Origin of the sequence: Kosakonia sp. 1610, assembly GCF_050435845.1 — a bacterium.
In the GTDB taxonomy this organism is placed as follows: domain Bacteria; phylum Pseudomonadota; class Gammaproteobacteria; order Enterobacterales; family Enterobacteriaceae; genus Kosakonia; species Kosakonia cowanii.
This window is the reverse complement of record NZ_JBNDKZ010000006.1, coordinates 118,684-143,816: the sequence shown is the minus strand read 5'-3', so window position 1 is coordinate 143,816 and position 25,133 is coordinate 118,684. Positions and strand designations below refer to the sequence as shown.

33 protein-coding genes are annotated in these 25,133 nt (G+C 48.6%); 24 read left to right on the top strand and 9 right to left on the bottom strand.

The window, feature by feature from the left end:
* The first annotated feature begins 56 nt into the window (after positions 1 to 56).
* The 22 genes from ABIC80_RS17080 to ABIC80_RS16975 all read left to right on the top strand — a co-directional run bounded on the left by ABIC80_RS17080 (position 57) and on the right by ABIC80_RS16975 (position 14,712).
* Positions 57 to 398, top strand: coding sequence for a hypothetical protein (locus tag ABIC80_RS17080; RefSeq protein ID WP_326899406.1), 342 nt, complete (start codon positions 57 to 59; stop codon positions 396 to 398).
* 143 nt (positions 399 to 541) lie between these two features.
* Positions 542 to 844 (top strand): hypothetical protein, encoded by a 303-nt coding sequence (locus ABIC80_RS17075; RefSeq protein ID WP_429177926.1) that lies wholly within the window; start codon positions 542 to 544, stop codon positions 842 to 844.
* 112 nt (positions 845 to 956) lie between these two features.
* Entirely contained in the window at positions 957 to 1,334 is a 378-nt protein-coding gene (locus tag ABIC80_RS17070; protein WP_429177924.1) for an Imm50 family immunity protein, read from the top strand.
* A gap of 104 nt (positions 1,335 to 1,438) precedes the next feature.
* Positions 1,439 to 1,882 (top strand): type IV secretion protein Rhs, encoded by a 444-nt coding sequence (locus ABIC80_RS17065; protein WP_429177922.1) that lies wholly within the window; start codon positions 1,439 to 1,441, stop codon positions 1,880 to 1,882.
* Positions 1,883 to 2,134: 252 nt separating this feature from the next.
* Positions 2,135 to 2,368 (top strand): hypothetical protein, encoded by a 234-nt coding sequence (locus ABIC80_RS17060; protein WP_429177920.1) that lies wholly within the window; start codon positions 2,135 to 2,137, stop codon positions 2,366 to 2,368.
* Between the two features lie 63 nt (positions 2,369 to 2,431).
* Positions 2,432 to 2,755: a hypothetical protein gene (locus ABIC80_RS17055; protein WP_429177918.1), complete on the top strand. Its 324-nt coding sequence runs from the start codon at positions 2,432 to 2,434 to the stop codon at positions 2,753 to 2,755.
* A gap of 626 nt (positions 2,756 to 3,381) precedes the next feature.
* Positions 3,382 to 3,675 (top strand): hypothetical protein, encoded by a 294-nt coding sequence (locus tag ABIC80_RS17050; protein WP_429177917.1) that lies wholly within the window; start codon positions 3,382 to 3,384, stop codon positions 3,673 to 3,675.
* A 113-nt stretch (positions 3,676 to 3,788) separates the two neighbouring features.
* Positions 3,789 to 4,286, top strand: a complete 498-nt coding sequence (locus tag ABIC80_RS17045; RefSeq protein ID WP_429177916.1) for a hypothetical protein — start codon at positions 3,789 to 3,791, stop codon at positions 4,284 to 4,286.
* A gap of 96 nt (positions 4,287 to 4,382) precedes the next feature.
* Positions 4,383 to 4,739, top strand: coding sequence for a hypothetical protein (locus ABIC80_RS17040; RefSeq protein WP_429177914.1), 357 nt, complete (start codon positions 4,383 to 4,385; stop codon positions 4,737 to 4,739).
* A gap of 142 nt (positions 4,740 to 4,881) precedes the next feature.
* Positions 4,882 to 5,238 carry a hypothetical protein gene (locus ABIC80_RS17035; RefSeq protein ID WP_429177913.1) on the top strand — a complete coding sequence of 119 codons (357 nt, stop codon included), beginning with the start codon at positions 4,882 to 4,884 and terminating at the stop codon, positions 5,236 to 5,238.
* 178 nt (positions 5,239 to 5,416) lie between these two features.
* Positions 5,417 to 5,857 carry a hypothetical protein gene (locus tag ABIC80_RS17030; RefSeq protein ID WP_429177911.1) on the top strand — a complete coding sequence of 147 codons (441 nt, stop codon included), beginning with the start codon at positions 5,417 to 5,419 and terminating at the stop codon, positions 5,855 to 5,857.
* 33 nt (positions 5,858 to 5,890) lie between these two features.
* The gene (locus tag ABIC80_RS17025) at positions 5,891 to 6,409 is read left to right on the top strand and encodes a hypothetical protein (RefSeq protein WP_429177909.1); all 519 of its coding nucleotides are present in this window, start codon (positions 5,891 to 5,893) and stop codon (positions 6,407 to 6,409) included.
* A gap of 143 nt (positions 6,410 to 6,552) precedes the next feature.
* Positions 6,553 to 6,927 (top strand): hypothetical protein, encoded by a 375-nt coding sequence (locus ABIC80_RS17020; protein WP_429177907.1) that lies wholly within the window; start codon positions 6,553 to 6,555, stop codon positions 6,925 to 6,927.
* Positions 6,928 to 7,005: 78 nt separating this feature from the next.
* Positions 7,006 to 7,422 carry a hypothetical protein gene (locus ABIC80_RS17015; RefSeq protein ID WP_429177905.1) on the top strand — a complete coding sequence of 139 codons (417 nt, stop codon included), beginning with the start codon at positions 7,006 to 7,008 and terminating at the stop codon, positions 7,420 to 7,422.
* A gap of 527 nt (positions 7,423 to 7,949) precedes the next feature.
* Positions 7,950 to 8,645, top strand: a complete 696-nt coding sequence (locus ABIC80_RS17010; RefSeq protein WP_429177903.1) for a hypothetical protein — start codon at positions 7,950 to 7,952, stop codon at positions 8,643 to 8,645.
* Between the two features lie 240 nt (positions 8,646 to 8,885).
* Complete coding sequence (locus tag ABIC80_RS17005; protein ID WP_429177901.1) at positions 8,886 to 9,497, top strand: hypothetical protein; 612 nt, start codon at positions 8,886 to 8,888, stop codon at positions 9,495 to 9,497.
* Positions 9,498 to 9,585: 88 nt separating this feature from the next.
* Positions 9,586 to 10,038, top strand: coding sequence for a hypothetical protein (locus tag ABIC80_RS17000; protein ID WP_429177899.1), 453 nt, complete (start codon positions 9,586 to 9,588; stop codon positions 10,036 to 10,038).
* A 196-nt stretch (positions 10,039 to 10,234) separates the two neighbouring features.
* A complete protein-coding gene (locus ABIC80_RS16995; protein WP_429177897.1) occupies positions 10,235 to 10,630 on the top strand; it encodes an Imm50 family immunity protein in 396 nt (131 codons plus the stop codon).
* 421 nt (positions 10,631 to 11,051) lie between these two features.
* On the top strand, positions 11,052 to 11,372 hold the full coding sequence (locus ABIC80_RS16990; protein WP_326899441.1) for a hypothetical protein: 321 nt from the start codon (positions 11,052 to 11,054) through the stop codon (positions 11,370 to 11,372).
* 221 nt (positions 11,373 to 11,593) lie between these two features.
* Positions 11,594 to 11,896 (top strand): hypothetical protein, encoded by a 303-nt coding sequence (locus ABIC80_RS16985; RefSeq protein ID WP_326899443.1) that lies wholly within the window; start codon positions 11,594 to 11,596, stop codon positions 11,894 to 11,896.
* Positions 11,897 to 12,000: 104 nt separating this feature from the next.
* On the top strand, positions 12,001 to 12,501 hold the full coding sequence (locus ABIC80_RS16980; protein ID WP_429177895.1) for a hypothetical protein: 501 nt from the start codon (positions 12,001 to 12,003) through the stop codon (positions 12,499 to 12,501).
* Positions 12,502 to 12,819: 318 nt separating this feature from the next.
* The gene (locus ABIC80_RS16975; protein WP_429177893.1) at positions 12,820 to 14,712 is read left to right on the top strand and encodes a methyl-accepting chemotaxis protein; all 1,893 of its coding nucleotides are present in this window, start codon (positions 12,820 to 12,822) and stop codon (positions 14,710 to 14,712) included.
* A 40-nt stretch (positions 14,713 to 14,752) separates the two neighbouring features.
* On the opposite strand, the gene ABIC80_RS16970 is transcribed toward ABIC80_RS16975, so the two are convergent.
* From ABIC80_RS16970 to ABIC80_RS16930, 9 genes are all read right to left on the bottom strand, one after another.
* Positions 14,753 to 15,745 carry an alpha/beta fold hydrolase gene (locus ABIC80_RS16970; RefSeq protein WP_076769375.1) on the bottom strand — a complete coding sequence of 331 codons (993 nt, stop codon included), beginning with the start codon at positions 15,743 to 15,745 and terminating at the stop codon, positions 14,753 to 14,755.
* Positions 15,746 to 15,762: 17 nt separating this feature from the next.
* The gene (locus ABIC80_RS16965) at positions 15,763 to 16,557 is read right to left on the bottom strand and encodes an SDR family NAD(P)-dependent oxidoreductase (RefSeq protein ID WP_429177991.1); all 795 of its coding nucleotides are present in this window, start codon (positions 16,555 to 16,557) and stop codon (positions 15,763 to 15,765) included.
* Between the two features lie 74 nt (positions 16,558 to 16,631).
* Positions 16,632 to 17,045 carry a nickel-responsive transcriptional regulator NikR gene (gene nikR, locus ABIC80_RS16960; protein ID WP_429177892.1) on the bottom strand — a complete coding sequence of 138 codons (414 nt, stop codon included), beginning with the start codon at positions 17,043 to 17,045 and terminating at the stop codon, positions 16,632 to 16,634.
* On the bottom strand, positions 17,027 to 17,818 hold the full coding sequence (gene nikE / locus ABIC80_RS16955) for a nickel import ATP-binding protein NikE (protein ID WP_429177891.1): 792 nt from the start codon (positions 17,816 to 17,818) through the stop codon (positions 17,027 to 17,029). The genes nikR and nikE overlap by 19 nt, the downstream gene beginning before the upstream one ends.
* Positions 17,815 to 18,579 carry a nickel import ATP-binding protein NikD gene (nikD, locus tag ABIC80_RS16950; protein ID WP_429177890.1) on the bottom strand — a complete coding sequence of 255 codons (765 nt, stop codon included), beginning with the start codon at positions 18,577 to 18,579 and terminating at the stop codon, positions 17,815 to 17,817. The genes nikE and nikD overlap by 4 nt, the downstream gene beginning before the upstream one ends.
* Positions 18,579 to 19,412 (bottom strand): nickel ABC transporter permease subunit NikC, encoded by an 834-nt coding sequence (nikC, locus tag ABIC80_RS16945; RefSeq protein ID WP_288879899.1) that lies wholly within the window; start codon positions 19,410 to 19,412, stop codon positions 18,579 to 18,581. The genes nikD and nikC overlap by 1 nt, the downstream gene beginning before the upstream one ends.
* Complete coding sequence (nikB, locus tag ABIC80_RS16940; protein WP_042713198.1) at positions 19,412 to 20,353, bottom strand: nickel ABC transporter permease subunit NikB; 942 nt, start codon at positions 20,351 to 20,353, stop codon at positions 19,412 to 19,414. Before nikB ends, nikC begins: the two co-directional genes overlap by 1 nt.
* Positions 20,350 to 21,921, bottom strand: a complete 1,572-nt coding sequence (gene nikA, locus ABIC80_RS16935) for a nickel ABC transporter substrate-binding protein (RefSeq protein WP_429177889.1) — start codon at positions 21,919 to 21,921, stop codon at positions 20,350 to 20,352. Before nikA ends, nikB begins: the two co-directional genes overlap by 4 nt.
* Positions 21,922 to 22,116: 195 nt before the next feature.
* The gene (locus ABIC80_RS16930) at positions 22,117 to 22,977 is read right to left on the bottom strand and encodes a LysR family transcriptional regulator (RefSeq protein ID WP_023482027.1); all 861 of its coding nucleotides are present in this window, start codon (positions 22,975 to 22,977) and stop codon (positions 22,117 to 22,119) included.
* 98 nt (positions 22,978 to 23,075) lie between these two features.
* Between ABIC80_RS16930 and ABIC80_RS16925 the strand changes: the two genes are divergently transcribed.
* Both ABIC80_RS16925 and arnB read left to right on the top strand, forming a co-directional pair.
* Positions 23,076 to 23,585 carry a phenolic acid decarboxylase gene (locus tag ABIC80_RS16925; RefSeq protein ID WP_042713196.1) on the top strand — a complete coding sequence of 170 codons (510 nt, stop codon included), beginning with the start codon at positions 23,076 to 23,078 and terminating at the stop codon, positions 23,583 to 23,585.
* Between the two features lie 410 nt (positions 23,586 to 23,995).
* Positions 23,996 to 25,132: a UDP-4-amino-4-deoxy-L-arabinose aminotransferase gene (arnB, locus tag ABIC80_RS16920; protein ID WP_312424327.1), complete on the top strand. Its 1,137-nt coding sequence runs from the start codon at positions 23,996 to 23,998 to the stop codon at positions 25,130 to 25,132.
* Position 25,133: the final 1 nt, after the last annotated feature.

Sequence of the window (25,133 nt, the reverse complement as noted above, 5' to 3'; positions counted from 1 at the left end):
CAATAAGAGTTATTTCGTTGAAATATAATAAGAAATTTACTACAAGGCGGGTAGTTATGAAAAGAAGATGGTTAAGGTTTGTGTTACTTGTAGATTGTTCTTTCGCTGATTTACTTATTAAATTATCCATTGCTTTTAATCAACAATTCCTGATGCGTGACGATAAAGGGCGTTATATTGCAGAAGCTGATTGCAATAATTACAAAGTTATAGTTGTGGATAAAGTTGATAGATTGAGTGAAATGTTATGCGATGATCATTATACGCTGGATGTTGTTATAAATTCTGACGGATATTTCAATGCATCTTTTGAGGGAATGATAAAATATATTCTTCGTAGACACGCTATCAAATGGGAACGTTCAATTTGGGCTCCGCATCCCCTATCCACTCATTAGTTTAATGGGGAATTCTGCCGAAAGACCATTGATATTAATTGCATTTATATCTGGTCAGACAGGCGGAGCTCTTCCACGGAACTATAGACAGCTTGATTGAAAGAATAGAGGGGGTTGATATTGCCTAAGCTGATGAGGAATACATGATTAGAGATAAGCTTGTAGAATTAAAATTTGAGCTGGAGTGTGCTGGTTGGAAAATTAAGAATGAATCAGAAACTTTCTCAGTAGCAGATGACAAGATAGAATGGGAATTACATAATGAATATACGTCAGGCAAAGAGTCTTTAATATTTTTTTTATTTGATGATCTTGGGAGAAGAACAGATAAAATATCGGATCTCTTTTATGTTATGCGTGTTAAGGATAAATTCAGGCTCTATATAGAAGATAACAGGAAAGAGTGGAATTCCAGATTGAAAGAATTTGTTTATACTATTAAGTAAATGCAGCCTTTCAATAGCCTTGAATCCATCTTCAATACACTCTAAATTCTTACAAAAGTCTCCCCAGATGTTCAGTTCAGAGATGACAGAACCAAAATTTTGAGGGGTTAATATGTTTTGGAACGAACTTGAAGGTGCTTATCTTTTTAATAAAGTCTTTTCAAAGCCTATATCTATAGACAAAGTCGATCTTTTCTCGGTTAAAATTGAACGGGACGGGCCTTCGGTGCTCATCGAATTTGATTTACTGGAGGCATTGCCAGATAATCCATTACCTCGCTGGCAGTCCAATTATAACAAGTGTAGGTGTGGTCTTATCTGCGCAGGGGTGAAGACAATGCAAATATCCGGTATAGCTACTAATATGGAAGTAGATGTAAGTATCCAGGACAATAGCAAGCTCATTATGAAAGGCCTTGGCTTCAGTTTAGAACTGGAGTGTATCTACATGCATTTATCTGGCCCTTCTGTCTATTTAACTGGTCAATAATACCAATCAAATACTATGAGTTTTTTTATTTGTTTAAACCAATAGCCTTTATTTTGCCGTCTGCACATAATAGTTTTTAACTGTTCTAAACCTGGTGAGATATAATGACGTTAAGTAAAGAAGTTAAAAATAAAATAACTGATCATTACGGAGCAGAGGTAATTGTTGAAGATTGGGGCTACATTGTTGATTATTTATCTAAATCCTTTCAGTGGTCGGGATCTAAAATACAGTGGTCTACGGTATCTGGACATGAATTCCGGAAATTAGACGGCAGATATGGCGACTGGCTGATGCAAATCAATGCTTTTATTTCAGGCGGCGCTGCCAGCGACGCCATTAACACCAGTGGTCTTTTTTACTATGTAAATGATTCTTCGCTAGATTTTGCTGTACTTATGGAGACATCTCATTTTTACAGCTTCCTCGATTATGTGATTAACTCTATTCCTCAGCATCATTATTTTACTGATGAAAAGAAACGATGGTGCTTAGTAATAAGCTCGGAAGGTTATATTGATTTTGGTTATTCAAATAAAAACTTATAAATTCTTTTCGTGAGTTTTGTTTACTCATTTTTAACGCTTTTAAAATCTAGTAACTTTCATAGGACGAGTATTATAAAGTAAACTCGTCCTGTTATAACCTTTATTCCATCACAAAGTATCCCACACGCGTAAGAATTTGAGCAGAGAAAAAGAATGAATGACACCTAGACTAAACTCCAGCCTCTACGTATAGCTAGCGGTTGGTGTATCGATGTTAACAATTTTTATGCATTCGAACCTAATGCAGAAAATATGAGATGGTTTTATGGCTCCATATTGATAAGTGGACATAATCAAAAAGGTTTATGTTTCGACTCAAGATATGAGCCTGAGGGTGATCCTGATGGGGCGTTTGTCCTTGACTTCATACAACTCCCTCAGGATGGTAAGGCGGAAATTTTTTTAGGTACCACTGAAACCCGTTCTAAATCTGACTTTATAACCCAAATCGAAACCTTCATGTTTACAGAAAAAGCGCCTGCCTGAGCGTACTGTTTATAATTCCTGTGCTGTTTCGAATAATTAAACAATTCCGAAAGGATATCAGTTATGATGATTTATGAGAGTGGTGCTTTCTCAAGAGAAGAGGCAAATGCGTTAATTAAAGCGATTCTTTATATCAAGTTTACATGCCATGAACCTGATTCACTGCTCTATTCTAGAAGCCCATTAATAAACTCTGCTCTTGATAAGCTTTTTGAAATGCATGGTCATAAAGCTGATTGGGATAAAGTTTTTGTCACGCTGCCTGAGTCTAATAAGCAAACAGTGCTCGATAAAATAAAGCTTTCTGAGATGAATGAGGAACAAGCATTAGATGAAGAAACCAGGCAACGGGTCATCAACTATAGTCTTCATCCATATGAGCTTTGATAAAAAAATCAATAAGGATTTAGATTTAATATTGAGCGTAAAAGCACCCTTTATACATGGTACTTTGAACGCTGGAATAACATAAACAGTTGTCTATCTGCTTCTGATTCAACTGATAGCACGCCTGCTATGACTATAGCGCAGGAACATGCTCATTCCACTCTATAACGTGGCTGTGCGGTGTCAGAGCGTGTGGCAGAGGCGAGAATAACCATACCAGTCAGAATGATAGTTAATGCTAGGCATTGAGGAGTCCTGGTGACACCTAACATGAGAGGGAGCCCTTACTGAAGGTTGGGCATCGATTAGTACCCGGCTCCCCCTGAGCGGCATAGCTGCTACTGAAGTTACTCTCCTCCTAAAGCCGGATGTCATGCCGAGCCGCTTAAGCCACAGCAACGGCTGCATTATTTTGCGCCAATTCTCAGATGCAAGAACCCGGCTGCGTAAGAGCCTGTCACTGAGGCACAACATGTCGCACTATCTATGCCTGCAGCTTACTCCGGTTCGTAAGGGGAAGAGGTACAATACTCTTCGCTAACATAACTCACTTGAGTAGGAGCGGGCTTACACCTAGTGGATGACGACAGAGCGAATACCTACAGACTATTTCAAAAAGGTGACACATGCAGGATGTGCTTAAGTCTATTGATGAAGCAATTAAGAAATCACATTTAGAACAATCTTCGCTTAATCAAATCAATAATTTGTTTTTATTAAGAAAATTGGCCGTCTATTTGATGACACGGGATATTTCATTGAAGATTGACAGTGTCATTCAGATAGAAAACGAAAGAACTGGCTATTCGGAGTACAGAATTTTAAATGACTGTGAAACGGATAACAGGGATTTGTGGATCGAATATAAGAACGGAAGGGTCAGAGTAAATTCTGGTGATTTATTGATAAAAATGAAGTGATGGTTACCATATTTGATAAAGTGAGGGTCGCAGGCCTTATATCCACACATTCATCTCAAATTATTGATAATAATATGATCTGTTATTTTCTATCTCTACAGAATTGAAACCATATGGATTATAATTTAGATGTCATTTTACCCCGTTCATTCAAACTAAAAGATATTGATATAGATGAAGACTTAATTGAGTGGGGAGCAGAGCGTTACTCTCGAAATCCTGCTGTTTATAAATGGCGTAATAACCTTAAATTAGAGAATTGTGCATTGCCTCTGATTTATACGCGAATGCTGGATGATTATATTAATGCCGCACAGTATGATGCTTTAACGCTTAAAGGCAATCCATTATCTGAGCTGGAATGGGTAGTGAATAAGGGGGGCGACATACATGGGAATCCAGTAATGGAATTTATAAATACCCTGTCCGCAAATGTGGAAGGCTGGTGTTTGATATTATCTTTCGACGATGAAAAAATAGATGTCGTCAAGCGTGTCAATAAGCCTTTTCTTTGCTCAGATAACCTGGTAGACGCATTGCACTGGAATCAAGCTTACGGGCTTATACTATTAAATAATTTTGAATTTTCTATGGGCGATATAACGGCATGACATTCTTATGATGGCCGCGTGAAATATACATGTCGTAGAGTTGGTTAAACCTGCATCTATCTATCATATTTAGGGCTTTTGGTAATGCGATCAGCTATGAATGATTTATTAATTAGTATAAATAGTGGGAGCGATGGAATTATAAGGGGGATTAAATTCAACTCATTTGATACTGCCAGCATAACTATATCTGCAATAAAATATCCGGAAAAAAGATGGGTTAATATTAAATTTATGCTGAGTGAAGTGAAAGAGTTTACCGTCAGGCAAAAGCTGCATTACTCCAACGTTGTAATCTCTAATGGAATAGCTTATGACAATTTTAGCGGTCTACATTATATAGATTTTTCTCCGTACTCAGAAATCATGGAGAATGTAGATGATTTTAGAGCTTCCGACCTCTATTTCGCCGCGGTGAATATCGATTTTAAGGTTTTATCATATTGTGAGTAAAGGCTGTTATATGGAGCACATCAGAGCTGCATCAGAAGGTGTGCTTACAACGTTACGTAAATGACACGCATAGGTCCCCGGTGGGATCAATTCATCACTCATGCTGCATGGCGGCTATGCTTTACGCAGGATTTTCTTCTAGATGAAAATGAGCGCAATACAAACAAAATATGGTGTTCTGTATGGAAGGAACGCTCTAATCTTAACCGATGCAAAACTTACTTTCTATCCTTGGGAGCTGAGATTAACTACATCCTTATCTTTGTCAGCCTGCAAGCCGGCAATCATGAACCGGGATAATGTAATAGTGGGTTTTATATTTCGGGATATCGAGAGTTTAAGCATTTTTAAAACAGATGATTACCCTTATGAAAAATATACTTCATCATGTTTTGATATGGTTATAGGGGAATGCAAAAATGAAAATGAGAGAATCGTTCTTAGCACGTACGATCAGGTATTCGATATTGTTGGTAAATACCTTGTCACATATACATAGAGCTAAGTTTGCGTATGGCGTTAGGTAAATATCTTTATACCGTTATCTTTCATTGTTGTTCAAATACCTTCACGATAACAATCCTACAAGTAAGATCTTTTTCCGTTTAATTCATGCTTAAGCTATTTAATGAGACGGTGCAGGCATGTTTTTTCATAAATAATAAGATGGAGAAGGTGTGAATAAATCAGAGAAAAGGATAAGAGAGAATATTGGAAAAGGATATCGGTATCCACATGATATTGAGTCGGTAGCATCAGCCATATACAATTTAGAGAAGAAGGGGGGAGTGACTGATAAAACATTAATAAATGATTTCATAGAGAGTATCAATGCTTCTCAATATAGTGACATCGTTAATATTACTTATGACTATTTTAAGAGACTGGCGCAGTATGAACATTCATTGATAGGAGAGGAAAAGGAAAAAATTTTAAAATTGTATGAATCGATAAATATTTTGCTTTATTTAGGTGCCGAAGGCGGGGATAGCGTACCAGATGATTTGGAAACTATAATTATCGGTATGTTAGCGCGGCGAAAATTAGTCTTACCTCCTGTGACGGAAAGTTCAAGCTCCTGGTGGAAAGTATTACTCGTCAAAAGTTGTCAGAGTTGATTTATTGATGAGTACTGGTTAGCGTGAGGTTATATGTTCATCAATAAACCCGAGGACGTGCTGGTTATAATAAAAAAAGATCAACTTTTTTACTGGTTCGCCGCGTTTAAAGAAATGTGGATAATGGATAGAGTTAAATGGGTGGCGGACTTTATTCAAAATGGAATTGAGGCCATAATTGAGGGGGTTCATGAGGAAAGATATAATATTCCTATCCTAAGTGAAAGGAATGTTGATGAATTTATTTCCCTCCTGAAAAGAGACCACACTATCTACAATCGTGATGAGATAGCTAATGAGTTTTATAAAAGATTAACAACAGACACAACATGGTGGAATATTGACGATCTTATGCCTGATTTGTTTATCGATTTTGATAGCAAAGCACTTTATTCGCAATATGTTGAAAGTATGCATTATGAAAGGTATGTACCGAAAGGGTGGAAGGGGCAGAGAATTGATTTCTGTGATACTCGTTTTCTTGACATCCATGAATGTTATTGGATAAAGAATGGCCTCAATTACAGGGCAATGATTATGACGCGAACTTGATACTGGTATCATCTGGTTTTAAGTCATAAGGTGGTCGATTATGGCACTTCTTCACCGCCCAACCACATAGCGAGAGTGTTAAATTAACTCTAATGAGTCTTCCTTTGATGGTCTGTAGGCATATATCTTTTACGAGGACGCGAATGGACGTAATATCAAAGATATGTCATGACCTCGGTTTACCCACCGGCGATGGTTATACTCAAGACTGGGCGTACGAGCTTCCTGATGAATACCGCACAAAAGAGTGGCTAGCGAAGTATATCGTAGCTTATTTAAATTATAGTGACTCTTTAGAGGCAAGGCGAGAGTTGATGGCGCTGTCTCTTGACATCATAAACGATTTATTAGCATCTGGATTGAGTACGGCTGATGAACATGTGGTTAAGACGCTCGGCTTGCTTTTCGAAAATTATCCTGTTCACAGTGATCTTATTACTTATTGGGAATGCGGTGCTGATTCTCCAGAAGATTGCTTCGCATTGACTCCGGAGATAAGACGGCTAAAAGAAAGTTGATCGATCTTGCATTTTAACTCTTGCTACCAAGGCTCAGGACTGGTAGCGAACAAATTTTTATTTATAAAAGACAATAGAATGAAATCAAATAACTTTTCTAATGAAAGCCACGAAGTGATGGAGATGTTATCTGAGGCTATTTTAATCTCATGGTGCTATAAAAATCAGTCTCTCGAAATTCATTTAACATCTTACAATGACGATGAAATTGTCTTGACGGCTTCAACTGATACTGTTATTTCAGAAGCCATGAGCGAAAAGGCTTTTTTGAATACATGCCGCATTGAAATCATAAATTTAAAAGGCACACTTGAGATTGAAAATGGATACTACATGCCATGCAAAAATTTTAATGACATAATGAAGTGGAGAAAGTTATCTTTCTTATATGGGAGAGATATCTCTTTTGCATATTGTATATCATTTGTGGGTTTTAAAAGCCTTTTGACATTCCCTGTGAAAAGTCTTTCTGATATCACCTTTGGTATTAAATAGTTTATCCAGTTGCAGTTTATAGCTTTCTAAAAATTCATAATTGCTTGCTGATAATAGAACTTGTTCCACGCACTCTTCTTGAATGCCAACATCGTTTTTGTCCTGCTCAAGAGGATAAACTATGCTTCGAGGAAAATACGCTTATCGCAATTTAAATAAATCAATCTCAAGGGATGACTGCTAATGTTCGAGTACGATGCGTTTTGGATCTTGAATTTCAGGAGTTAGAGTGTGGGTTGTATTATGTTCCGCCGATCTCTTTGCGGCATTTGGGGAGTCAGAGACGTTTTTTACCACTAGCGACAAAATAAATTTTAGAATGTGAGATCATATCTTTTGCGACTGACAAGTAGTCATAAATAATTTTGAGACTTTGATAGAAGAAATGCTATGGTGTACTTTTTTAAGCGTAAGTCTGTTTATTCCCCACGGGCACTGTTTCATAATCGTGAAAGGGTGTAAAAAACCTCTTTATTGAAATGTGAGATGCTGTTAAACATAAAGATAAACTATCTAATAGGATTTTGATGAAGAAAACTCTATTTTCTACTTCTGAAAATTTTTCTGAGAAACACGGTATTGTCAATGTTGAGCCTGCTGTTTGCATGGCCTGGGTGTTTAATAGTAATGAGAAAGAATTATTTGTTAATGACTTCTTGATGTTCATTAATCAATTCCACTCAAAAAGATTGATCGTCTTCGATGATGGTTACTATCCGATTTTTTCAAAACCCCAAATCAAGGTGCTTCAGCGTGCGTTAGGAGGCGTTGGTTTATACGAACTTAAGCGTTTTTTAGTCAATAAAAATGATTTTATCGCGCATGATGGAAGCCGGGTGTATATTGATGACATTATCATCAACGAATGCATCGATAAATCTGTGATTACTAATGTACTTGATAAAATATACAGCGGACTTTCTATCGATCTTTTTGTATCCAGTGATGGCACCTATAACTCTATAAGCGCTGAGTCTATTTTACTGGAGAAAGAAGCCATTAAAGGGATTGATGGTTGCAGGTTTTTGTTTGGGGATTTGAGAAATGGAGCGCGCTTTGCCATTGCTGCCTGCTTAAATGGTTCCGATGCTCATTTCAGATGTGAAGATGTGTGTAATAGAAATGAGGACTTTATCGATTACTTGTCTGAAAGCATAGTGCATTTCTACCCAGTAAATTTTAAAACAAAGATGGCGTGCTTGATTGCAAGGAAAAGCGAGTAATCTTTCAAAAGTAAGTTGAACCAACGGGTACGTGAAAAATCGTCCAGGCCAGAGCACCTCTTTATGCAAGCACATAATTAGTATGCAGTTAGTCTGGGAAGGCTTGTGCGAATCGACCTCAGTCATACTCACAGGATCGTTCTGGTAAGTTTTGTGAACCCATTGTGTCGTGTCGAGCCCACTCAAACGAATTGAGTGCTGTTATTCACTATCCGTAACCCAATCCATGAGCCCTTTTAAATGACAAACCAGACAAAAGAGAGATTAATCAAGTTCCCACTTTCAGACTGGATTGCAGGTATCAATAAATTTCCAGCTCACCTGCCAACTTGCGCATATTGTATCTGCTATCAATATGACTGGAATGAAGCTAACTATGGGCCTTATGGTTTTACCTCCGCCTCATCAAAAAAGCTGTTAAGTTTTTTATTTCATGAGCTACATTTCTACAATCAAAATAGTCTCTCTCTACAACCCGTTTTAACTCCAGGAAATAGTGGCCTTTATTTTTATGGGGAGAGTGTAGAGGAGTTTAACCGTCGGGTAGTTGAGTATAAAAAAGAAAAATTGAAAAGAAAGCTAAAGTCTGAGCTACCGCAGCTACCTGGCTTGTCTATTGAAGCGTCAGAGATTATTAATATCTATAAAAAAGATAAGGTCAGTGCGGTTTTTTTAACCCATCTTGTTAAAAATAATTATTCCTTTTTCTTTAGTTGTTTCTTAACTCCGATGGCAGGTCAAACATTTATTCTTTTTGATAATGCTATATGGGAAAAGGCTAAGTCCTTTTGCCAGCAAAGTGGGATTCAGGTTTTCGAAGCTGATTCAGTTAATGAACTTACTTCATGGTAAAGCTTCAATCGCCGAAAAGCATTTCACCTGGTGCATTCCGCTGATATGGATATAACGGATAGTTTCAGCCAACAGAACGGGGAGCGTTATGAAGACAAGTTTTGTGATGGATGAAAAAAAGTATACTATGGCGTGGCGTTTCAATTCAAAAGATTGCCAGCTATCAGTTGAGGATAAGAAAAAAATAATCATGCTCGGCGAGGATGATTCTGAGCGTTTATGGGATGCTTTTTTTCCATTTGAGATCTTAATGCAGATAGATAGTTCGCATTGTGAGATCCTTGATAAAAAAGTGCTCGATTTTGATGATGTCGACGCGGGTAGGCTTTTCTTTCAGGATAAATTAGATGCGTGCGATGAGGTCATATTCTTTTGGGGGCGAAGGTCATCAGCATTAATATCTTCACCTGCAATTATAGCGAAAGCATGGGATGATTTTTTCTACCCCAGTGATGAGGCAAGCTTAATATATATACCAAATTTTAAAAAAATAATTTTTTCCTATGAAGAAACGTTTTTTCTGGCCAGAACGAATAGATAGAATTTTCCAGCATCAACTCTCGGTTAGAAAATCTGTTCCACACTCATATCAATAATTAATCGAGGGCTTACTTCATTAGCTCTTGTTTTGTTTAGATAGAGTTTTGACATCATTTCCGCTGTGATATTTGAAGTGTAACGCGAGTTAGCAATTAGATGACACGAAAGTTAAGTTCCATTTAGGTTAGCGAGGGAATATGTGGTTTGATCATGCCAGTGGTAATGAAAAAATTAAATTCATGTTCAATAATGAGTTAAGCATAGAGAGAGTCGAGTTTGAAAATATTCTTGTCTATGACCTTTCAAAAGTAAAAATTCGATTTAATTCAAAAAATATTCCTACCACAGTGCCTGATAAATGGAAGAAAAATTACTTTAACGCCATTTCTATTGATCTTGTTTTTGTCGGTTTAAGGCGATTAAGTTTGGAGGGTGACCGTATTGGTTTTGAGTGTACACCTAAGTTCTCTTACTCGGACGATATTACCTCGTTGAGAATTGAGGATGAGAAGGGTATTCTGTTCATGACTCTGTCTGCGGAAGCGATGGTTATTGACTCTATCGAGCCTTATTTAGATCACCGTTGGAAATAGGGCTGTCACCCATACGATAAATTTACTATATTCCATAATGTATAGATAATAATTTTAAGGTACTCATGCCGCTAGACTTAGATATAAAATACGAAAGCAAAATGCTCCATTTCGAGATTAGCGAGGCTTTACATCAATCTATCTTCGCGAATTCAATAAGATGGAGTTCATATAAATATCTACGAAAAATAAAGGATTATTATCGTGCTGACTGCTTGTTGAGAAAGAACGACGCTATCAGTTTTATTAATGAATTACTGAAGATTAGTGAATTACATAATCTCTCAATAGGTACACTTGAAGAACTCAAAACGTCTGTAGTGTTAAACAAAATTGAGTACATAAGAGTAAGTAGCGATTAATATTAACAACCGAGAGCGCAAGCAGGCCTGAACTCTTCCTGCGAACAGAGATATTTGATATGATTTTTTATGATTTATATGCATTTTCCGGAGAGAGTTTAAATCAGGCACGTGATTGGCTTGAAAGGGAATCTGATATTATTTTCCACGAGCACGATAGCGCCTATCAAGGAGGCGTGTATTATATCGCTGGAGATAAAGGGAACGAGCACCTCGTGCTAAAAGAAAATATCGATCTCCTTGATGGTGAGCCTGATGAAATAGACCACCCGGATCATAAGTTCCTTCTCTATATAAATTGTACACAGAGGCCTGAATTTTTTAAGCACATACTATCAGCATGCGGTAGCTTTAAGTTATTAAAATCTGAGAGTTTATAGATATACGCTTCTATACTATTACCGAGGCGATAAAATCAGTCTGCTAATAACGGCTCAACAGGCTGGGAGGAGTATCTATGTTCCCAATTCCTGAGGAACTTCATTTTAGAGTTTCAACGCCCGTCTTAAGGTAACCTATGCTTCAACATAAGAGGAGTGAGTGAATATACTCACTATCAATAATTAGTTTGCTGAAGTATTTATAATGAGGATTGCTCTAAATGAACGATTCAATGGTTTCGCTGATCATTACAGCTGTAAATAACGGTAAGGTTAGAGGCTTCAGTGAAATTAAAGAGGTTGATGGGCGGTTGTTTTTCTTTCAATATGCGATCAAAAAAGAGGCGGGTAGCTATTTGTCTTATCAATTTTGCATACCTGAAGATAAGATAGAAATGGTTGAAGATTATGGTAGTGAAGAGATAGTTGCGCATAATAGCATTACTGATGCGTTGTATTATTTTCAGAGTAAGGACGTGAAAATAGAGTGCTTTTCTTTTTTTAAGGGTGTGCTGCCTTTTTGATTTTATATCCTTACTTTTCTTAAAATTTACAAGTCGATGGCTATGGTAAGCAATTTTAAAACATTCCATATTAGCTCCCTTAAAACCTCACGACCTGTTAAACCATGATTGATTTTAACGCCGACATTATTAGCTTCACCTCACTTGCCAATATCCGGCTCGGGCATTCTGTGGATATTTACCTTGAGGAGATGCTTACCCGCTTTACTGTCGAGACGAAAGAGTACCCCTCTTCATCGCCCTTGGGCGGCGATATGCACGGCTATTTTCTTGATGACAACACGGTATCGATCTTTACCGATGCGAACGACATCATCGTCTCCGTCGTCTGTAACCAGAACTACCACGGGAGATACCAGAATAAGCTCTTTGCCGGTATCACCATGGAGCGGCTTACGCTTCTCAGCAAAAGCGTCCTGCTGATTAACGGCGCTCTGATTGTTGATGGTGATTACGGGCTCGCTTTCTCTCTCCCTTCGCCCTATGACGAAATTGCCGATCATCTCCAGCACATCCCCGGCGATCTGCAACTCAATGAGATTGTCGTCAGCGACCACTCTTCCTGGGCACCACAAGCTTCACGCAAAGGACGTGAAAAAAGATGAATAACAGCCTCGCGTTCAAAGCCTCCATCATCTGACTTTCCCCGAACGTTACATGCGCTTTCTCGGCGCGCTGCCGATGGAGCCTGCCGCTGAGAGTATCGACCAACTGCTCGCCTGAGCGTTTTGCCTTTGATTTTCCTCACAAAGCCCTTTCCAGAACTGCCCGCCCGCGCATCACACAAAAATTTAATTTAAAGCCGGTATAACTTTTGCGCACATTCTTCCGATATATCCGTCATGCGCCCCGCGCCACGCCATATCGGAGAAGTTATGTCAGTCAAAAGAAACACCGGGAAAAAGCTCAAAGCCAGGACGCTGATGTTGATATCCATCTTTGTCACGATAACCGCCGGTTTTCTTGTGACCATTGGCCTGCTGATATGGCAAGCGATGGCGCAACAGGAGGCGGTAGCAAAGAAACATCTGCAACAGATTGCCCAGACCGAAACCCTGCAAGTGAGCCAGCAGCTCGATTCCGCGCTGGTTGCGGCGCGCGATGTCGGCAACAGCGCCTGGTCACTGCGTGAAGCGGGCCTTGCGGATCGCAAAGGGCTGGATCAGCTCCTGCGTGACTACCTGCATGCGCACAGCGATTTTCTCTCAATGTCGCTGGCGTTTGAACCCAACGCTTTCGACGGCAAAGATGCCGAATTTGCCGGCAAACCGGAGCAAGATCCTGCCGGTCGCTACGCCCGTTATGTCGATCGTGACTCGGCAGGCAACCCGTCTCTGCACAACTTGCTCGATTACGAAACGCCGGGCAGCGGCAACTACTACGTGTTGCCGCGCCAGCGGCAAAAAGAGGTGATTATCGAGCCCTATATCTACCCCTACAACGGGGTCGATGTGATGCTTACCTCCATCGCCGCGCCGATTATGCGCAACGGTAAATTCCAGGGCTCGGTCACGTCCGACTTCTCACTGGCGACGCTGCAAAAACGGATTGGTGCCATCAAACCGTGGGACGGCGTCGGCTATGCCGTGCTGCTGTCGGCGGAGAATAACGTCGTCTCCAGCCCGGACAAAGCGGCCATCGGCAAGCCCTACAAAGGCACCATCACGGGCAGCGAGGTGGTGCGTTTTGACGATCCGCAGCTCGGCGAACCGGCATTCATCACCTGGCGCACCATTGCGGTCGGCAACAGCGGCACGCCGTGGAAGCTGGCGATTATCACCCCGGTCAGCGTGGTGATGGCGGAAGCCTGGCACTTCCTGATGAACGCGATTGTGATGATGGTGCTGAGCATTATTATCGTCAGCCTGGTGGTGGCGCTGGTCTTTACCCGCAAAGTCGCGCGCCCGGTGGGCGGTGAGCCATCCGAAGCGGCGGAGATCGCTCTCTCGGTTGCGCAGGGCGATCTTAGCAGTACCATCCCCGTGCAGAGGGGTGACAGCAGCAGCATCTTCTACGCACTGCACGCCATGCAGGGGCAGTTGCACCGCATTGTCAGCACCATCACCGATGCCAGCAACTCGGTGCGTGCGGGCAGTAGCGAAATTGCCGCCGGTAACCTCGATCTCGCTTCACGTACCGAAGAGCAGGCGGCGGCGATTGTGCAAACCGCGGCGAGCATGGAGCAGATTGCCGTTACGGTGAAAAATAACGCCGATAACGCCCACAAAGCGACGCGTCTTACCGAGCAGGCGACGGAGATTGCCGGGCAGGGCGAAGCGCTGGTCGACGAAGTGGTCGATGTCATCAATAAAATCGACGAAAGCGCGCAGAAGATCGGCGATATCAACAGCATCATCGACGGTATCGCTTTCCAGACCAATATCCTTGCGCTGAATGCCGCCGTGGAAGCGGCGCGTGCCGGGGAGCAGGGGCGTGGCTTTGCGGTGGTTGCGGGCGAAGTGCGCAGCCTGGCGCAGCGCAGCGCTAATGCGGCGAAAGAGATCTCAACGCTGATTGATGAGTCGACCGGGCGCGTCAGCAAAGGCGTAGCGCTGGTGAATGAAACCGGCGCGATGATGAAGCAGATCATCGAGGCGGTTACTAATGTCCACCTGGTGATCAACGAAATCGTGCAGGCGCTGGATGAGCAGACCAAGGGCATCAACCAGGTCAGCGTGGCGGTAAACCAGATGGATAGCGCCACCCAGCAAAACGCCTCGCTGGTGCAGCAGATCTCCGCTGCCGCCATGTCGCTGGAGGAGCAGGCGAAATCACTGGAAGAGACGCTGGCCTTCTTTGCCGCGCGTCAGGTGTAATGCAAAGGCCCGCCTGGCGCGGGCCTTTCTCTTTAATGCGTCACTTTGCCAGATCGTCGAGCAGCGCCCGGTGAAAGGTCGCCGGGTCCTGCATCTGCGGCGCGTGACCTAAGCCATCAAACTCCACCAGTCGGGCATTGGGGATCAGCTCCGCCGCCTCTTTGCCCAATACCTTGTAGTTGCCGACCGCCTTTTTCACCTCCGGCGGCGCATCATCGCTGCCGGGCGCGGTTGTATCGCCAGTGCCGATAAACAGCGTAGTGGGCACGCGTAAATCCTTGAACTCATAGAACACCGGCTGGGTGTAGATCATGTCGTAGATCAGCGCCGAGTTCCACGCCACGCGCGTCTTGCCCGGTCCGTTGTTTAACCCCGCCAGCATCTCAACCCATTTATTGTATTCCGGCTTCCATTCACCCATGTAATAGGTCTTCTGCTCGTAGGCTTTAATGCTCTGCGCGGTGCTTTTCAGCTCGCGCTGATACCACGCGTCCACGCTGCGATAGGGCACGCCCTTCGCCTTCCAGTCCTCAAGGCCAATCGGGTTAACCATCACCAGCTTCTGCGTCTCTTGCGGGTACATCAGCGCATAGCGCGTCGCCAGCATGCCGCCGGTGGAGTGGCCGATAATCACCGCTTTTTTTACCCCCAGCTTCGCCAGCAGCTGATGGGTATTCTCCGCCAGTTGCTGGAAGCTGTACTGATAATTGGCAGGTTTAGTGGAGGTACAGAAGCCAATCTGGTCGGGAGCAATCACCCGGTAACCGGCCTCATGCAGCGCGGTAATGGTGCTCTCCCAGGTGGCGGCGCAAAAGTTTTTGCCGTGCAGCAATACCACGGTTTCGCCATTCGGTTTATCGGCGGAGATATCCATATACCCCATGCTTAAGGGCTGGCGCTGGGACTGAAACTCAAAGTGCATCAGCGGCCACGGGTAGGTGAACCCTTCAAGCTGACCACCATACTCCGCAGACTGCGCCGCACCGGTGAAGAGCAACGCGAGCAGTAGCGCGCGGCGGGGGAAACGTCGCATACAACCTCCTGGCTCGTTTAAACGATATCGTCCACCACGCCGCCATCGACGCGCAGCGCTGCGCCGGAGGTCGCCGATGCCTGCGTTGAGCAGACATAAACCACCATATTCGCCACCTCTTCAACGGTGGCGGCGCGCTGGATAACCGATGAGGGGCGATTCGCCATCACAAACTCTTTCGCCAGCGTCTCCAGAGACTTACCGGTTCTCTCCATCTCTTCCTGCATCATGGCGGCGAAACCGTCGGACATCGTCGGCCCCGGTAATACGCTGTTAACCGTGACGCCGCTACCGGCAACAAACTTCGCCAGCCCGCGCGCCAGCGACAGCTGCGCCGTTTTGGTCACGCCGTAGTGGATCATATCTGCCGGAATATTTAGGGCGGACTCGGAGGAGATAAACACCACGCGGCCCCAGCCCTTATCAACCATCGCGGGCAGCAGCGCGCGCGCCAGCCGCACGCCGGACATGACGTTGGTCTGCCAGTAACTCTCCCAGGTCTCATCATCAGTGGCGTAGAAATCCTGCGGGCCATAAATACCGGCATTATTGACCAGGATATCGACGCCGGAGGCCGCCTCAAGCAGGGAAGCCACGCCGTCCGCCGAGCCAAGATCGGCAACGGCGGTACGCACGCGAGCACCGCTCACTTGCTCGGTTAACGCCGCTTTGGCCTTGTTGACCGACTCGTCGCTGCGCCCGTTGAGGATCACTTCTGCGCCGCTCTGCGCAAGTCCGGTCGCAATCGCGAAACCAATCCCGCCCGTCGAGGCGGTGACCAGCGCCACTTTTCCGCTCAGATCAATCTTCATCATTCGCTCCTTATCACGTGGATTTGGCAAATAAATAAGCCTGGCACATGTGGCGCGGTGCGGGCGAAAAAGCATCAGCTGTGGGGATGGGGTTCCTGCGCCAGACACTGTAGATGGCCGTGGCGCACGCCGCGCTGGGCGATCACCTCATCGGCGAAATGCTCAATCTCGGCGCGCTTGCCTTTTAGGACGGCGATCTCAAGGCAGTCGTCATGGCTGATATGCACGTGCAGGGTGGCCACTGAGAGATCGTGATGGTGGTGCTGAGTGGCGACCAGCCGGCTTGCCAGCTCGCGCTTCTCATGTTCATACACGTAGGTCAACACAGCAAAGCCCTGCTTCTCCTGATCCGCCGGAGCCTCCTGCGCCAGCGCGCCGCGCAGCAGATCGCGTGCGGCTTCTGAGCGGTTGTGGTAGCCGTGCCGCTGGCTTAGCGCGTCCAGGGCGGCGAGCAGATCGTCATCGAGCGTTAGGGTAACGCGTTGCATAGCGGGTTCCTCGGGCGAAGTGAAGGGAGGGCGGGTAACACCGCCTGTTGTAGCGCCCGGCCCGCAAGGGAGCTAAAGCGCAGCGGCGCACTGACGGTGACGTTTTCGACGATCTGCCCGGCCTCCATCACCAGCACCCGCTGGCAGAAGCGCTCCACCAGGCGCAGATCGTGGGTGATAAACAGGCACGCCGCGCCGGAGCGCTGTTGCAAGCGTTGCAGCAGGGCGATGATGCCGCTTTGCACCACGCGATCGAGGCTGGAGACCGCTTCATCCAGAATCAGTAACCCCGGCGCGACCGCCAGCGCCCGGGCGAGGCAGACTCGTTGCAACTGACCGCCGCTCAGCTGCATAGGGCGTTTCTCCAGCAGATCCGCTTCCAGCTCGACCTCTGCCAGCAACTGCGTGATGCGCTGGAGCTGCTGCGCTTTACTGAGCTTTGCCAGGTGGCGTAGCGGTTCACGCACAATGTCGCGCACCGTCATGCGCGGGTTGACCGCGCTAATCGGATCCTGAAACACCATCTGCACATCGCGGCGAAAATCACGCCGTGCGGCGGCGGTAAGCTTCTGAAGTGGCGTTTCACGCCAGCAAATGTGGCCTTGCTCAGGTGCTTCCAGCCCGACCAGCAGGCGCGCCAGCGTGCTCTTGCCGCAGCCACTGCGTCCGAGCAGGGCGACGGTTTCACCCTGCTTCAGCATCAGGGAGATATTACTCAGCACCTGTTGGTGGCAGTAAGCGTGGGAGAGTTGGTTAACGCTAAGAATCGTCATTGCGCAAGCTCCATGCCGTAGAGCGCCAGGTGCGCGCTGACTAACTGGCGGGTCAGCGGATGCTGCGGCGCGTGAAAAATAGCCCCGACCGCGCCGCGCTCGATGATGCGCCCGTTATCCATCACCGCTACCTCGTCAGCGAGGCGCGCCACCACGCCCATATCGTGCGTTACCAGCAGCATGCCCGGCTGGCGTTGCTGCATCAGGGAGTCGAGCAGGTCGAGGATACTGGCCTGGGCGATGGCGTCGAGATCGGTGGTCGGCTCATCGGCGATAAGAAAGGGCGCCTCGGCCAGCAGCGCCAGCGCAATCATCACCCGTTGCAGCATGCCGCCGCTCATTTCAAAAGCGTGAAGGGCGAGAACGCGGCGCGCATCGCGCAGGCCCACCTGCTTCAGCGCGGCGATAGCGTGCGCTTCACTGAACGGTTTGCCCAGCGCCAGGCAGCTCTCCCGCGCGTGGTCAGCCATGGTTCGCAGCGGGTTGAACGCGCTGCGTGGGTTTTGCATCACCGTTGCCACCGTCACGCCGCGCAGCGCCTGGGGAGAAACCGGCTGGCCGTCGATCAGCACCGCGCCCGCCGTTTGTCGAACGCCTGCGGGCAATACGCCAAGCGCTGCCGCGCAGGTGAGGGATTTGCCGCTGCCGCTGGCACCGACCAGCGCCAGCACCTGGCCGCGGCGTAGGGTAAGAGAGAGATCGGCAACCAGCGATCGCGCTGCGGAAAGCGTGAGATGTTGCAGGCTCAATTGCGTAGCCATCAGTGGGCGTGCTCCGTAACCAGATGTGGGTCGAGATGGTCGCGCAGCGCGTCGCCCACCAGGTTGAAGGCCATGACGCTGAGAAACAGCGCCAGCCCCGGCCACAGCATTTGCAGCGGCTGCGTCCAGATAAACTGCCGCGCGTCATTGATCATCACTCCCCACTCCGGCGTCGGCGCGCTGACCCCGAGGCCGAGAAAGGACATCCCGGCGACATGCAGCATCATATGGCCGATATCCAAAGTCGCCAGCACCAGCAGCGACGGCACAATCGCGCCCGCCAGGTGGTCGCGAAAAAGATGCAGATAACCCGCTCCGCTGAGCCGCGCTGCCAGCACATATTCACGGCTGCGCAGCGACAGCACCAGGCTGCGCACCATGCGCGCATACCAGGCCCAGTGAGAGAGCGCGATGGCGATAATCACATTGGTCAGGCCGGTGCCAAGCACACCCACCATAAAAAACGACAGGATCGAGGTGGGAAAGGTCATAAAGAGATCGGCAACACGCATAATCAGCTGATCCACGCGTCCGCCAAGCAGCCCGGCGCAGCCGCCGGCGCCAAGCCCGAGGATCAGCACCAGCAGCAGGCAGCAGAGCACCGATCCGAGCGACACGCGGGTGGCGGCCAGCAGCCGGGAGAAGATATCGCGCCCGAGATGATCCGTGCCGAGCCAGTGCTGGCTATCGGGCGGCAGCAGCCGCGCAGGCAGGTCGATAGCCTGCGGATCGAAGGGCAGCCACCACTGGCAGCTAAGGGCTATGATAAACAGCAACGCCAGTATCAGCAGGGCGAGGCGCACCGGCCAGCGCGCGGTGTGGAGAAAGTGCATCAGCGCGCTCCTTCATGATGACGCACGCGCGGATCGAGCGCGGCGCTCAGCAGATCCACCGCCAGGTTGCAGAGGGCAAAAACCATCACCATCACCAGCGTAAAGCACTGGATCACCGGGTAGTCGCGGTTGAAGATCGCCGAGACAGCGTAGCGGCCAATACCGGGCCAGGCGAAGATGCTCTCAATAATCATCGTGCCACCAATCAGCTCGCCAATGTGCATCCCCAGCGCGGTGATCACCGGCAGCGACGCGTTGCGTAAAATATGCCGCCGCTCGGTCTGCTTCTCGCTTAACCCGCGTAGCCGTGCCCAGGTGACGTGGCGCTGCCCGGCGGCCTCCAGCAGGCTGGCGCGCAGCAGACGCGCGTTGATGGCCAGCGACATCAGCGCGATGGAGACGGCAGGCAGAATCAGGTGCTGCCAGCCGCCATAACCGAGCGCGGGCAGCCAGTGCAGATGCACGGAAAAGAGCATCACCAGCAGAAAGGCGAGCCAGAAGTTGGGCATTGAGACGCCAAGAAACGCCACCGCGCGGACAACAAAATCGGGCCACTTATCGCGGTGTCGCGCTGCCCAGATACCGAGCGGCAGCGAGGTCAGCAGGATCAGCACCAGCGCCGCGCCCGCCAGTTGCAAGGTGGCGGGCAGAAAGCGCAGCACATCCTCCAGCACCGGGCGCTGGGTGGCATAGGAGAGGCCAAAATCGAGATGCAGCGCGCGCCATAACCAGTGGGCGTACTGATCGGCTAACGGCTGATCCAGCCCGAGCGCCACGCGCGTGGCGGCAATCATCTCCGGCGTCGGCGGCAGGTTCGACAAGCGCAGGTAATCGAGCGCCGGGTCGCCGGTGCCGAGGCGCAGCAGCAGGAAAATCACCACCGAGGCGGCAAGGATCATCGGGATCAGTAGCAGCAAACGCTTTATCACGTAGCGGCTCATTGCGCGCTGCCCGGTTTGATCTGATCAAACGGGATCTCGGCTGCAACGGGCGCAAACGGGATCGCCCCCAGCTCCGGCTTCGCCACCACCATTGTCGACACATAGCTGATGGGCAGATAGACGGCATCGTTATGCAAGCGGGTGAGAATATCGCGATAGAGTGCCTGCCGCGTGGCCTCATCGCGGGCGGTGAGCACTTCGCCAATCTCTTTGTCGATCAATGGCTTGTCAGGCAAACCCTGCTGCGCCTGGTAATCGGCGTGCGAGGGCACACGCATCGAACTGATAAACGCGTGGGGATCGTAGGGTGCGCCCCAACTGCGGTTGAAGATCATGCCGAAACGGCCGTCGCGCTGGCGGGCGTAGATGCTGCTCTCCTCTTCCCCGATCAGCGCGATATCCACGCCCACCTGGCGCAGATTGGCCTGAATGATTTCCGCCATCGATTTGCTCAGCGCGTCGGTGCCGGTAAAGGCCAGTTCGATATGCAGCGGCTGGCCCGCTTTTTCGCGAATGGCTTTCCCGGCGGGTAGTAACCAGCCCGCGTTTTCCAGCAGCGCATTCGCCCGGGCGGGATCGTACTGACGCGCTTTAAGGCCAATATTGGCGTAGGGCACGCCCGGAGCGAAAAGCGTGTCGGCGACCTGCTGCGTACCGTACAGCGCGCCGTCGATAAGGTTTTTTTTATCCACCGCATAGTTCAGCGCTTCGCGCACCGCCAGCTCGTTGGTTGGCGCACGGGCGGAGTTAAGCGCCAGCATCACCGTTTCCACTGGTGCAGAGAGTTGGGTGCGCCACTGCGGGTTCTGGCGATAGCGGGCGAAGGTATCGAGCGTCAGCAACCCTTCGTTGCCATACAACAGGTCAATCTCGCCGGTTTCAAACGCCACGGCGCGGCTGGTGGCATCGGGGATCACCTTAATCACCACTTTCGCCAGCGCCGGTTTCGCGCCCCAGTAGCGCTCGTTGCGCACCATCACGTCATATTGATTTAAGCGTGACTCCTGCAAGATCCACGGCCCGGTGCCGATAGGCGCGACAATGCCGTTCAGGGTTTCATGGTTTTTAAATTGCGACGGGGCGATAAAGCGAAACGGGCGGGGCAGGGCAAGCTCTTGCAAGAAGGGGTAATAGGCACTTTTGAGCGTGATTTGTAACTGATTGGGGCTTAAGGCTTTCACTTCGCTGATCTGGTTCACCAACTCCAGCCAGGCGTGGCGCGAGCGATTATCCAGCACCGCGCGGAAGTTCTCCGCTGCCGCTTCGGCGTTAAAGGGCTCACCGTTGGAGAAGGTCACGCCATCGCGCAGGGTGAAGACCCAGGTTTTGCCATCGTCCGAATGGTGCCAGCCTGTCGCCAGCCACGGCCGCACCGTGCCGTCGGCCTCATATTTCACCAGTGGTTCATAAACCATGCTTTGCGCGAACATCTGGTTCGGGGTGTAGAGGTGAGGGTTGAGCGGGCCGACATTCACCGGCCAGGCGGTGGTGAGAGTATCCGTTGCCGCGAAAAGGGCAAACGATGCGCAGAGCAGCAGCAGAGCGCCAGCATAACGGTAGAAAAACACGTAAGCGTCCTGACGAAACGTCATTGGCGGGAAAGTATGACGATTTTAATTATTCATCATACGAATGAGATGTTTTAGATCAAACGGCGGGCGGTTGCGCGGGATTAATTTTGGGCAGGCGGATGAGGATTGCCGGATGGATACGCGCGCGGAATACGTAGGCCCGGTAAGCGCAGCGCCACCGGGCATCTTCCCTTACTGCGCTTTAAACAGTTGCAACAACATCTCTACCTGCTCATCGAGCGGGGCGAGATCCTTTTTGACGATCAGATGCAGCGGCGTGGCGCGCCGCGCGCCGTGGTTAAGCGGCAGCGCTTTCAACTGCCCGCTTGCCAGCAGCGGCGCAATACGCTCCTGCGGCAGCCAGCCGTAACCGACCTGATACTGCACCGCCTCAATGGCGGCATCAATGGTGGAAAAGGTCCACGCCTCCTGCGCAACAGGCGTCTGGCGGGCGTCGCTTTCGGCGATGCGGATCTGCGGCCAGGCGGCGAGCATCGCTTCGCTCACCTGCTGCGCCGCGCTGAGAGGGTGATCGCGGTGCGCCACGCAAACAAAATCGATATTCATCAGCCACTCGCCGCGCCCGGTCATATCCTGGCGGCGGGTCAGCACCATCACATCCGCCTGCGCGTAGCTTGGCGCATCGTCCGGAGCGGTCTCCAGCACTTCGGTTAGGCGTACCTGGGTTTGCGGGTAACAGTGCTGGAACTGGCGCAGGATGGCGAACAGCCGCGCGCGCGGAAAGATGCTATCGACCACCAGATCCAGCCGGGTGCGCATGCCATTTCGCAGCGTGGCGGCGCGGGTCTCTACCCACTCAAACGCTTTCAGCAGCGGCTTCACCTGGCTGAGCAGCAGTTCGCCCGCAGGTGTCAGCACCGCCCGTCGCCCCTCCGGCACCAGCAGCGCAACGCCGAGCCGCTCCTGCAGGAGCGCCAGGTTATAGCTGACCGAAGACTGGCTGCGGTGTGTCTCTTCCGCCGCTTTAGCAAAGCTGCCCAGTTCGACCACTTTTTGCAGCAGCGACCATTGTTCCAGCGTGCTCTTGTGCATGACTCATCTAATTTTTGAATGAATTTGATGCAAATATAGCGTTATTCATTGGTTTTTTGCAGAGGTACGATCTCCTCAACAACAAGAGGAGATGAGATATGAGCAGCTTTGATAAACATGATTTGAGTGGCTTTGTCGGTAAACATCTGGTCTACACCTACGATAATGGCTGGAACTACGAGCTGTATGTTAAAAATGCCAACACCATTGATTACCGCATTCACAGCGGGATCGTGGCGAACCGCTGGGTGAAAGATCAGCGGGTCTATATCGTTCGCGTCGGTGAGAGTATCTATAAAATTTCCTGGACTGAGCCGACCGGTACCGACGTCAGCCTGATTGCCAACCTCGGCGATCGCCTGTTCCACGGCACCATCTTCTTCCCGCGCTGGGTGATCAACAATCCGGAGAAAACCGTCTGCTTCCAGAACGAGCATATTGCGCTGATGGAATCCCTGCGCGAGGCAGGCCCCGCTTACCCGACAGAAGTGATTGATGAGTTTGCCACCATCACCTTTGTGCGCGACTGCGGCGAGAATAATGAGCAGGTGATTGCCTGCCCGGCCAGTGAATTACCGGCTAATTTCCCGCGAAACTTATCAGAATAGTTTCACATTTATGACGCTATTAACGTTGTGGCTAATGAAATAATTGTTTGCAGAAAAATAAGACTATTTTTGCTTTGTTGTCATTCCGTTTAAATAATTAAGATAACGCCCGTTCATTGACTGAATGGGCGTTTTTTATTGCACTTTTTTGACAGGAATCACAGTATAACAAACCTGCTGTATTATATATCGTTATGTTTTTAAAGGTTTTTATATTTTTATCTGAAGGTTATTTTCTTAATCTTCTCCTAATCTTTTATTGCTACCCTCACCATTATCACCTTTTCGGTAAAAAACACTGAAATCGTAGGTTCATTCTATTTTCATTTAAGTTTTGTGCGCCATTTTATTCCCATTACATGTTTCACTGTGGCAGTTTTTTAATATGCCGTTGATGCCAGGAAAAAATGATGAGTGAATTTTTACCCTTTTCACGCCCATCGATGGGAGAGGATGAACTTGCCGCCATTCAGCACGTGCTGGCGTCGGGCTGGATCACCACCGGGCCGAAGAATCAGGCACTTGAAGCCGCGTTTTGCACACTGACCGGCAACCAGCACGCCATTGCCGTCAGCTCCGCCACGGCGGGGATGCATGTCACGTTAATGGCGCTGGGTATTGGTGCGGGCGATGAAGTGATTACTCCCTCAATGACCTGGGTCTCCACCCTCAACATGATCGTGCTGCTCGGCGCGACGCCGGTGATGATCGATGTCGATCGCGACACGCTGATGGTGACACCCGAGGCGATCGAAGCGGCAATCACGCCGCGTACCAAAGCAATTGTGCCAGTGCACTACGCCGGCGCGCCGGTGGATATCGATGCCATCCACGCCCTCGGTGAAAAGTACGGCATTCCGGTGATTGAAGATGCGGCGCATGCGGCGGGCACCTACTACAAAGGCCACCACGTTGGCGCGCGCGGTTGCGCAATCTTCTCCTTTCACGCCATCAAAAATATGACCTGCGCCGAAGGCGGGCTGGTGGTGACCGATGACGAAGCGCTGGCAAACCGCATTCGCAGCCTGAAGTTTCATGGCCTCGGCGTTGATGCCTATGACCGCCAGACCCACGGCCGTGCGCCGCAGGCTGAGGTGATTTCGCCGGGCTTTAAATACAACCTGGCGGATATCAACGCCGCTATTGCACTGGTGCAGCTCGACAAACTGCCTGCCGCCAACGCCCGCCGTCAGGAAATTGCCCACCGTTATCTGACTGAACTGGCAGCGACGCCGTTTCAGCCGCTGGCGCTGCCGTCGTGGCCGCATCAGCACGCCTGGCATCTGTTTATTATTCGCGTCGACGAGCAGCGCTGCGGCCTCTCCCGCGACGCATTGATGGAGCGGCTAAAAGCGCAGGGTATTGGCACCGGCCTCCATTTTCGTGCGGCGCATACCCAGAAGTACTACCGCGAAAACTTCCCGATCGATCTTCCCAACACGGAGTGGAACAGCGCGCGTATCTGTTCCCTGCCGCTTTTTCCGGATATGACCCATGACGACACAACCCGCGTCATTGACGCGCTTAAACAGATCGCAGGCTGCTGAT